General features: G+C 61.5%; 9 protein-coding genes. 5 read left to right on the top strand and 4 right to left on the bottom strand.

Features of this window, described 5'->3' with window-relative positions:
* Window positions 1–109 (bottom strand): MerR family DNA-binding transcriptional regulator (locus Q0M35_RS16035; protein WP_295317148.1); only part of this gene is annotated, 109 nt, incomplete at its 3' end.
* A 139-nt stretch (window positions 110–248) separates the two neighbouring features.
* Between Q0M35_RS16035 and Q0M35_RS16030 the strand changes: the two genes are divergently transcribed.
* The 3 genes from Q0M35_RS16030 to Q0M35_RS16020 are packed head-to-tail and all read left to right on the top strand — an operon-like array spanning window position 249 to window position 2,516.
* A complete protein-coding gene (locus Q0M35_RS16030; protein ID WP_295317147.1) occupies window positions 249–671 on the top strand; it encodes a PaaI family thioesterase in 423 nt (140 codons plus the stop codon).
* The gene (locus tag Q0M35_RS16025) at window positions 668–1,183 is read left to right on the top strand and encodes a PaaI family thioesterase (RefSeq protein WP_295317142.1); all 516 of its coding nucleotides are present in this window, start codon (window positions 668–670) and stop codon (window positions 1,181–1,183) included. The genes Q0M35_RS16030 and Q0M35_RS16025 overlap by 4 nt, the downstream gene beginning before the upstream one ends.
* The gene (locus tag Q0M35_RS16020; RefSeq protein ID WP_295317135.1) at window positions 1,176–2,516 is read left to right on the top strand and encodes an MATE family efflux transporter; all 1,341 of its coding nucleotides are present in this window, start codon (window positions 1,176–1,178) and stop codon (window positions 2,514–2,516) included. The genes Q0M35_RS16025 and Q0M35_RS16020 overlap by 8 nt, the downstream gene beginning before the upstream one ends.
* Before the next feature lie 54 nt (window positions 2,517–2,570).
* On the opposite strand, the gene Q0M35_RS16015 is transcribed toward Q0M35_RS16020, so the two are convergent.
* Together Q0M35_RS16015 and Q0M35_RS16010 are read right to left on the bottom strand one after the other, a co-directional pair.
* Window positions 2,571–3,614 carry a quinone-dependent dihydroorotate dehydrogenase gene (locus tag Q0M35_RS16015; RefSeq protein WP_295317133.1) on the bottom strand — a complete coding sequence of 348 codons (1,044 nt, stop codon included), beginning with the start codon at window positions 3,612–3,614 and terminating at the stop codon, window positions 2,571–2,573.
* A 25-nt stretch (window positions 3,615–3,639) separates the two neighbouring features.
* Window positions 3,640–3,990: a DUF952 domain-containing protein gene (locus Q0M35_RS16010; protein WP_295317132.1), complete on the bottom strand. Its 351-nt coding sequence runs from the start codon at window positions 3,988–3,990 to the stop codon at window positions 3,640–3,642.
* 149 nt (window positions 3,991–4,139) lie between these two features.
* On the opposite strand from Q0M35_RS16010, the gene Q0M35_RS16005 reads away from it, so the two are divergent.
* Together Q0M35_RS16005 and Q0M35_RS16000 are read left to right on the top strand one after the other, a co-directional pair.
* On the top strand, window positions 4,140–5,696 hold the full coding sequence (locus Q0M35_RS16005) for a bifunctional metallophosphatase/5'-nucleotidase (protein WP_295317129.1): 1,557 nt from the start codon (window positions 4,140–4,142) through the stop codon (window positions 5,694–5,696).
* A 99-nt stretch (window positions 5,697–5,795) separates the two neighbouring features.
* Window positions 5,796–6,461, top strand: coding sequence for an SOS response-associated peptidase (locus Q0M35_RS16000; RefSeq protein WP_295317115.1), 666 nt, complete (start codon window positions 5,796–5,798; stop codon window positions 6,459–6,461).
* Window positions 6,462–6,485: 24 nt separating this feature from the next.
* On the opposite strand, the gene Q0M35_RS15995 is transcribed toward Q0M35_RS16000, so the two are convergent.
* Window positions 6,486–6,754: hypothetical protein (locus tag Q0M35_RS15995; protein WP_295317111.1), on the bottom strand; the 269-nt coding region annotated here is incomplete at its 5' end.

The following is a 6,754-nucleotide window of genomic DNA, read 5'->3' as shown; positions in this document are numbered from 1 at the left end:
CTTCACGGTCCGGCTGCAAAAGTTCGATGTATTCGTAGTACCGCAACGTGCGCGGTGTCACATCAAATTCCGCGCACATCTCTTTAAATGTGAGACGGTCAGATACCATGAACTCTCTCTCTCCCTGGTCACAGGGTAGGCCTCATCCGGCAGGAGCGCAACTCCTGCTCTTGCTCTCCGGGGGCGTCTGCGCTGATAAAGGAAATCCAGGCCCCGTCTGGGTATCAGGCAAACGGAGTTTCATCTGAATGGCAGGCAAGACAGATATCGCACGGCAGTTTATCGAGGCGATACCGCACAGTAAGGCACTGGGCATGGAACTGACCGATATGGGTGACGGTATTGCTGTGATCGAGATGCCCTATGATGAAAAGCTGGTGGGCGACCCGGAGACCGGTGTGATCCACGGGGGGGCGGTGTCGGCCCTGATGGACACCTGCTGCGGGGCGGCAGTGATGAGTCATCCCGAAAACCCCGGCGGGACGGCCACGATCGATCTGCGCATCGATTACATGCGGGCCGCGACCCCCGGACAGCGCATCAAAGCAACCGCCACCTGTTATCACGTGACGCGGACGGTTGCCTTTGTGCGCGCAACCGCGGTGGATGAGGATGAGGATAACCCGGTGGCCGCGGCGACCGGATCCTTTACCGTGGAGGGCAGCCGATGAGAGAGCCACGCCGCAAACCTGAACCGGTTCAGGTCATTAAACAACGCCGCGATGCCATGCTGCGCGCGCTGGTCGGAGGTGTGCCCTATATCAGCTATCTCGGCATCAGCTTCGAGCGCCGTGGCGACGAGCTTACGGGTATTCTGCCGTTCGATCAAAAACTGATCGGGAACCCTTTGCTGCCGGCAATCCATGGCGGCGTGACGGCGGCGTTTCTGGAGGTCACGGCAATTATCACGCTGAGCTGGACCTATCTGTGGGAAGATGTGGAATCCGGTGCGATTGATACCGCGGGTCTTGAGGCCGGTGAATTGCCCCGACTGCCCAAAACAATCGACATCTCGACCGATTATCTGCGCTCAGGCCTGCCACGTGACGCCTATGCCCGGGCGCGTATCAACCGCTCCGGCCGGCGCTATGCCAGCGTGCATGTCGAGGCCTGGCAGGACAACCGCGACCGGCTTTTTGCTCAGGCGACGGGGCATTTTCTGATGCCGCCGAAGCGTGACTGACACCAGCGCTCCTGCGCGAGCGGCGGTGACCCACCGCCGTGTCCTGAAAATTGCCCTTCCGATCGTGCTGTCCAATGCGACTGTCCCCATCCTCGGAGCCGTTGACGTTGGCGTCGTGGGTCAGATGGGCGAAGCAGCCCCCATCGGTGCTGTCGGCCTCGGCGCGATTATTCTCAGCACCCTCTATTGGATATTCGGGTTTCTGCGGATGGGCACGGTCGGGCTTGTGGGTCAGGCCGAAGGAGCAGGCGACGACGCAGAGGTTTCCGCATGGCTGACGCGTGCACTGCTTGTGGGGCTGGCGGGCGGCGTCATGCTGATCATCCTGCAGCCGCTCATCTTTTTTGCCGCCCTGCAGCTGGCCCCTGCCAGCGAAGAGGTCGAAAGCCTTGCCCGGACCTATCTCAGCATCCGGATCTGGACTGCCCCGGCCGCGATCGCCGTCTACGCGCTGACCGGCTGGCTGGTGGCGATGGAGCGCACCGGCGGTGTCTTCTGGGTGCAGCTTGTCATGAACGGCACAAACATCCTGCTCGATCTGCTTTTTGTACTGGTTTTCGACTGGGGTGTCGGCGGCGTCGCCGTGGCGACAGTAATCGCCGAGATCACAGGTGCGGCGCTGGGTCTGTGGTTCTGCCGGGGCGCCTTCAGCCGGCCCGACTGGCGCGACTGGCCGCGTATCTTCAACCGGGCAAAGCTTATCCGCATGGCTCTTCTGAATACCGACATTCTCCTGCGCTCGGCGATGCTGATGATCATCTTTTCGTCGTTTGTATTCATCGGCGCGCGTTTCGGTGATGTGACGCTGGCAGCCAATGAGGTGCTGATCCAGTTCATGTACATTACCGCCTATGCAATGGACGGCTTCGCCTTTGCCGCTGAAACGCTGATCGCGCGGGCCATCGGGCGCGGCGACCGGGGATTTGTGCGCCGCTCAGCGCTTGTCACGTCGACCTGGGGTATGGTGATCTGTGTCAGCATGGCGCTGATTTTTGCTCTGGTCGGTGAGTGGCTGATCGTGCTGATGGCAAAGGATACTCAGGTGCAGAACGTGGCCGGTCAGTTTTTGCCTTATATGGTGCTGGCGCCGCTGGCGGGATGTGCGGCCTGGATGCTGGACGGTATTTTCATCGGCGCGACGCGCAGCCGGGACATGCGCAATATGATGGCGCTGAGTTTCGGTATTTACTGGGCCGCGATTTTCCTGCTGATCCCGCTGTTCGGCAATCATGGTCTGTGGCTGGCGCTGCTTGTCTCATTTGTCGCGCGGGGCGTCACACTCGGGCTGCGGTATCCCGCGCTTGAGCGTCAGGCTGAGGCGGGCGAAGACTGAAAAGCACGCAGTTTCGCCCGGCAGACCGGCCTCGTAAAACCTGATATATCCCGTTCAGAGCCAGTCGCTGCGCCCGGTGCCGCGGGCTTCTTCCACGTTTGCAAAGCCCTCTTTCGCCAGCAGCGCATCAAGTTCTTCGGCTATTCTGGTGGCCAGAGACAGCCCGCCATACACAAGACCGGTATAAAGCTGCACAGCGCTGGCGCCTGCACGGATTTTTGCGTAAGCCTGCGCCCCGCTGGCCACACCGCCGACGCCGATGAGCGGGATATCCGTAAGGCCGGAAAGCTGCGCCAGAACCCGCGTGGCGGGCTCAAAAAGCGGCTGGCCGGACAGCCCGCCGGCCTCGCCGCGCTGCGGGCTGGTCAGGCCATCGCGCGCGATTGTCGTATTGGTGGCAATGATCGCATCAATGCCGGCATCTTTCGCCACCACGGCAATATCGCCGATCTCCTGTGGTGTCAGGTCGGGCGCGATCTTCAGAAAAACCGGCGTGTCCGCGCGCACCGCCATCACCCCGTCGAGCAGGGCCGCAAGCGCGTCTGCCCCCTGCAGATCGCGCAGCTTTTCTGTATTGGGCGAGGAGACGTTGACCGTAGCAAAGCTGACATGCGGCGCCATGCGCGCCATGACACTCGCGAAATCCGCGGCGCGGTCAGGGCTGGTTTTGTTGGCACCGAGGTTAATGCCCACCGGCACAACCGTATCCGCCGCCGCGATCCGCTCAGCGATGGCCTCCATCCCGTCGTTGTTGAAACCGAAACGGTTGATTGCCGCGGCGTCGGCAGTCAGACGAAAGAGGCGGGGCCGGGGGTTGCCCGGCTGTGGCTCCGGCGTGGCAGCACCACATTCCAGAAAACCAAAACCCGCCCGCGACAGGGGCCCCGGCGCCTCGGCGTTTTTATCGAAGCCGGCAGCGAGCCCCACAGGGTTGGGCAGGTCAATGCCTGCAACCCGGGTACGCAGACGCTCTGAGGTCACGGGCCCGGGCGCGGATGCCATGCCCGTCTGCAGCACGCGCAGCGCAACCTTATGCGCCGTCTCAGGGTCGAGCCGTCGCAGCAGGGTCATGCCGATCTTTTCGACCGTCCGGCTCACCCGCGCGCTCCCGCCGGGCCGCCAATCACCCGGCGGCCTCTTCAAAGCCTGCGGGGAACTGGTGCGCGCCGTTTTTCAGTGGCAAAGGCTGCGCCCAGAGGACATCGTCGAGCTTCATGACGCGGAAAAGATGCGGAAAGAGCTGATCACCACGCGACTTTTCCCATTTCAGATCATCGCCAAGCCGGTCTGTGTCGATGGCCAGCAGCATCAGGCCGTCTTCTGACGCAAAATGCTTTGCGGCTGTTTCCGCAACCTGGGCGGCAGTTGAGAAATGGACATAGCCGTCGCTGATGTCGATGGGAGCGCCGCGGGTTTCGCCTTCGCTGCGCAGATGTGCCCACTCGGGGCTGCGGAATATCTTATATATTATCATGCCAGCGTGATGCCTCCGGAGACGGGCTGCGTCAAGCGGGCAGAAAACAGGCTTTGACGCAGGGGCAGCACCCACCGGCCCGACAGATGCTTTGACAGCCCCCCGGAACCGCGCCACGATATCCGGCGAACGTTCTGAGGGGAAAAATCATGAAACGATTCCTGACTGCCGGCGCTGTGCTGGCACTGACAACCGGGATGGCCGCGGCAGAGTACAGCCTGACCATCCTGCATACCAACGATTTTCACGCACGCTTTGAGCCGATCAGCAAATATGACAGCGGCTGCTCGGCCGAAGACGACGCGGCCGGCGAATGCTTTGGCGGCTCTGCGCGGCTGGTCACAGCCGTGGCCGACGCGCGGGCGCGCAGCAACAACTCGATCCTCGTGGATGGCGGCGACCAGTTCCAGGGCACTCTTTTTTACACTTATTACAAAGGGGCGCTTGCCGCCGAGATGATGAACAAGATGGGCTATGACGCGATGACCGTGGGCAACCACGAGTTCGACGACGGCCCCGAAGTGCTGCGCGGCTTCATGGATGCGGTTGAATTCCCGGTCCTGATGTCGAACGCGGATGTCTCCGCCGAGCCGTTGCTGGCCGACACTCTGGCTAAATCCGTGGTGATCGAGCGGGGCGGCGAAAAGCTGGGCCTTATCGGCCTGACGCCTGAGGATACTGACGAACTGGCCTCACCGGGTCCGAACATCACCTTCTCCGATCCTGTCGCTGCAGTGCAGGGCGAAGTGGACAAACTGACGGCGGAGGGCGTGAACAAGATCATCGTGCTGAGCCACTCAGGCTATAAAACCGACCAGCGTGTCGCCTCGGAAACCACAGGTGTCGATGTGATCGTCGGCGGACACTCCAATACGCTGCTGTCGAACACCAGCGACCGAGCGGCAGGCCCGTATCCGACTATGGTGGGCAGCACCGCGATCGTTCAGGCCTATGCTTACGGCAAGTTTCTGGGAGAGCTGAACGTCACATTCGATGACGACGGCAACATCACCGAAGCCACCGGCGAGCCCGTTATCATGGACGCCGCCGTGACTGCGGATGAGGCCACTGTGGCCCGGATCAGCGAAGCCGCAGCACCTCTGGAAGAGATCCGCAACAAGGTCGTGGCCGAAACTGCTTCCGAGATCGTCGGCGTGCGCGATACCTGCCGGGCGCAGGAGTGCGCGATGGGCAATCTGATCACCGACGCCATGCTGGCCCGGGTGAAGGATCAGGGCATCGACGTGGCGATCCAGAACAGCGGTGGTATCCGCGCCAGCATCGACGCCGGTGAAGTGACCATGGGCGAAGTGCTGACCGTTCTGCCTTTCCAGAACACGCTGAGCACCTTTCAGGTCACCGGTGCGACCCTCGTCGCAGCTCTGGAAAACGGTGTGAGCCAGCACGAAGAGGGGGCAGGGCGCTTCCCGCAGGTCTCGGGCATGAGCTTTGCTTTTGATGTCTCACAACCTGCCGGCAGCCGCGTCAGTGATGTGATGATCGGTGGTGCGCCGGTCGATCCGGAGAAGCTTTATGGCGTTGTCTCCAACAACTATGTACGCAACGGCGGTGACGGCTATGACATGTTCAAAGATGCGCAGAACGCCTATGATTTCGGTCCGGACCTTGCGGATGTCACGGCTGAATTTATCGCGGCCAACGCGCCTTATGAACCCTACGAGGACGGCCGCATTACGATGAAATAAGCGACGCCGGTATGTGTTGAAAAAACGAAACGCGCCCCTTACCCCGGGGGCGCGTTTTTCGTCTCTGGCGTCTGCGGGCAGACTTGCTAAATTCAACGCATGTGCGGACGGTTTTCCATTACCCTGCCTTCTGACGCGATGGCACAGCTATTTGCGGCGCAACCGGACAACGACCTGCCGGAGGTGCCCGACTACAATGTCTGTCCGACCAACCGTATCCATGCGATCACCGGCGGTGACGACGCACCCCGCCGGCTGTCGGCCATGCGCTGGGGCTTTCTGCCGCACTGGTATAAAAAGACAAACGGTGGCCCGCTGCTGATCAACGCGCGGGGAGAAACCATCGCTGAAAAACCCGCCTTTCGCAGCGCTGTCCGGCAGCGTCGTGCGATCGTGGTGGCCACCGGATTTTACGAATGGACAAAAACGCCGGAGGGAGAGCGGGACCCCTGGCACATCTTTGCATCAGACGGCGGACCGCTGGCAATGGCTGCGATCTGGCAGGACTGGACCGGGCCTGAGGGCGAAACCCTGCGCACCTGTGCGCTGGTGACCACTGCGGCAAACAAAACCATGAGCCGGATCCATCACCGCATGCCGGTGATCCTGGCACCGGATGACTGGCCGCTCTGGCTCGGCGAAGCCGGGCAGGGTGCAGCCCGGCTGATGAAAGCAGCCCCGGAGAATGCGCTGGAGATGTACCGCGTGGACCGGAAGGTTAATTCGAACCGAGCAAAGGGGCCGGAGCTCACAGAGCCGGTATAACCCCGCTTGCGCGCAGACTTAACATCAGTTGGTCACCACATTGCTTGCGTATTCCAGCTCGCCGGTAATGCGGCGCGTCGTCCAGCCGAAATATTTGCCCACCATCTCCGGATCGATGTTCACGATCATCTCCTGTCCCTCTTTCATCGGCGGCGTGGTCCAGAGGCCGTCCACATGTGTCACCGACAGGGTAGCGCCGCTGACATTCACGAACCGGATGGTGTCGCCTTCGGCTATGGCGGTGCGATAGGGGAAATAGGCGGAATCAAGAATAATAATGACGTGTTCGTCGG

It is taken from the genome of Roseobacter sp. (assembly GCF_024639605.1).
Lineage (GTDB): Bacteria > Pseudomonadota > Alphaproteobacteria > Rhodobacterales > Rhodobacteraceae > Roseobacter.
This window is presented reverse-complemented; position numbering and strand designations above follow the sequence as displayed.